The sequence below is a fragment of the Saccharomonospora halophila 8 genome, from assembly GCF_000383775.1.
Lineage (GTDB): Bacteria > Actinomycetota > Actinomycetes > Mycobacteriales > Pseudonocardiaceae > Saccharomonospora > Saccharomonospora halophila.
The window spans coordinates 24,947-27,134 of the sequence record NZ_KB912573.1 but is presented as its reverse complement, the minus strand read 5'-3'; the positions used below and the strand labels follow the sequence as shown (position 1 = coordinate 27,134).

The window sequence follows — 2,188 nt, the reverse complement described above, 5'->3', positions numbered from 1 at the left end:
GTCTCGGGGCGGGTCGACGGGCCCGCCGCGCCGGAGTCGCCGTCGGCCACCACGGGGGAGGGTCCGTGCGGCCGGACATCGCGGTCGGTGACGGCGCCGATCGCGACGATCAACATCAACACCGCCGCCGCCGCTCCGGCGAGGCTGGACCGGGGGACCCGCGGCACCACGTCCGACGGTTCCTCCTCCGGGTCGGCCCCGGTGTACCGCGGAACCACCGGAGTACTCGCGCAGAGAATGCCCGTCCGGTCGAGCAACCCCTCGTCGTGCGGTGTCCTGCGCAGGACGTCGGGCGCCATCACGGTCGTCCCTCCATCGCCACGCACCCCCGCCAATCGCTGCACATCCCGTAACGTCCCCCGACGCACGCGCCCACCGAAAAGATCCACTCGGTGTTTACCGCCCCGATCGGCCGCTGTCACGCGTGAACTCCGGTCACCTGACAAACACGACTCGATCGAGTGAATACCGGGGCACCGACCCGTCGGAGACGGGCCGTTTCCCAGGTCGCGCCGCACTCCCCGCCCGAGGCAGTAGACCCGACACCTGCTTCACTGTGCGTCTCCGACGGCAAGATTCGCCCGAATGGCGCATTACCTGAGCGCCGCTCGGACGTCTTTCTTAGTAGAGGACCGCGCGCGCCAGGCGGGCGGCACGGAGGAACAGGGAGCGTGCCGTGGACGACAACGCCAACAACGCCGTACAGCCGAACAACGCCGTACAGCAGAGCCAGTTCGTGTATCTCAACGGCTGCGCGAGCCCGGTTCTGTCGAGACTCGCCTTCACGGTGGACGAGCCCTTCACGGTGGCCCTCGCCTTCCGGGTGGAGCCGGGCGAGTGGGTCGAGTGGGAGTTCGCCCGCGACCTGTTGCTCACGGGGCTGTCCGAGCCCGCGGGGATCGGCGACATCCGCATCCGGCCCGACCTCTCGGCGCGGGACGACCGCTCGGCCGGGACCGGAGACGTGCTCGTCATCGAACTGGAGTCGCCCGACGGCTACGCGACCGTGGAGATCAGCAGGCAGGACGTGTGCCTGTTCCTCGACGAGACCCTCTCCCGGGTTCCGCCGGGCTCCGAGGGGCGGTACCTCGACCTGGACGCGGTGATCGCGAACCTCACCACCGCACGTCCCTGACCGCACCACCCGTCGCCGGTGATGCGGTCAGGGACGGACCGGTCGGCCGCGACCCGCTTCCCCCGACCCGCTCAGCCGCAGGCGCCCTTGTCCGACAGCACCCGGTTCAGCGACTCGGTGACGGTCTCGGTGGAGAGCTCGCCGTCGGCCACCGCCCGCTCCAGCCGGTCGAGCACCGGGCCGACGTCGCCCCCGGACGACCACAGCGGCCGGTCCGCGCCGGCCTGCAGCGCCCGCAGCACCGCCTCCGGCAGCGGGTAGCGGTCGGAGATCGCCCGCATGGCGCCCAGGTCGTCGGTGAGCACGACCCCGTCGAAGGAGTAGTCCTGCCGGAGCAGCTCGTAGGCGGGCGCGGACACCGACGCCGGTTCGCCGTCGGTGAGCCCCGGCACGTTGAGGTGTCCGACCATGACGCCGGTGTCGGCGGGGAACTTCCCGAGGCTCTCGTAGGGCACCAGGTCGCGCTCCCGGAGTTCGTCGAGCGGCGGCGTGGTCACCAGCTCCTGGTGCGAGTCACCGTCGGCGCGGCCGTGTCCGGGGAAGTGCTTGACCACCGGCCGGATACCGGCCTCCGCGAGCCCCTCGGAGAAGGCGAGCGCGTACTCGGTGGCGGTCTGCGGATCGGCGCTGAACGAGCGGTCACCGATCACCCCGCCCGCGGCGCCCTCGGTCAGGTCGAGCACCGGAGCGTAGTCGACGGTGATGCCGTACTCCCGCATCCGCTCACCGCGTTCGCGGGCCAGCTCGCGCACCTCGTCCGGTGACATCGTGCGGGCCATCTCCCGGGCACTCGGGATGTCGCCGACGAGGTCGTCCAGGCGCTGGACCCGGCCGCCCTCGTCGTCCACGGCCACCGACACCGGCAGGTCCGTGACCTCCTGCATCCGGCCGAGCGCGTCCCCGGTGAACAACGCGGTGGCGTTGCCCCCGACGAACACGCCGCCGAGCTGGTGCTCCCGGACCGTCGCGACCGCGGCCTCCGGGTCGCCGGGCGGCACCCCGACCACCAGCAGCTGCGCGAGCCGTTCCCGGGTGGAGAGCCCGGAGATGACG

2 protein-coding genes and 1 pseudogene are annotated in these 2,188 nt (G+C 71.9%); 1 reads left to right on the top strand and 2 read right to left on the bottom strand.

Annotation, left to right across the window (positions count from 1 at the left end):
* Nucleotides 1-299, bottom strand: a pseudogene (locus SACHA_RS22665) (hypothetical protein); the annotation flags it as partial.
* Nucleotides 300-676: 377 nt separating this feature from the next.
* Here SACHA_RS22665 and SACHA_RS0116530 point away from each other — a divergent pair.
* A complete protein-coding gene (locus tag SACHA_RS0116530; RefSeq protein WP_019811543.1) occupies nucleotides 677-1,135 on the top strand; it encodes an SsgA family sporulation/cell division regulator in 459 nt (152 codons plus the stop codon).
* 71 nt (nucleotides 1,136-1,206) lie between these two features.
* Here SACHA_RS0116530 and SACHA_RS0116525 read toward each other — a convergent pair.
* Nucleotides 1,207-2,188, bottom strand: a 982-nt coding sequence (locus SACHA_RS0116525) for a glycoside hydrolase family 3 N-terminal domain-containing protein (RefSeq protein WP_019811541.1), incomplete at its 5' end; no start/stop codon positions are given.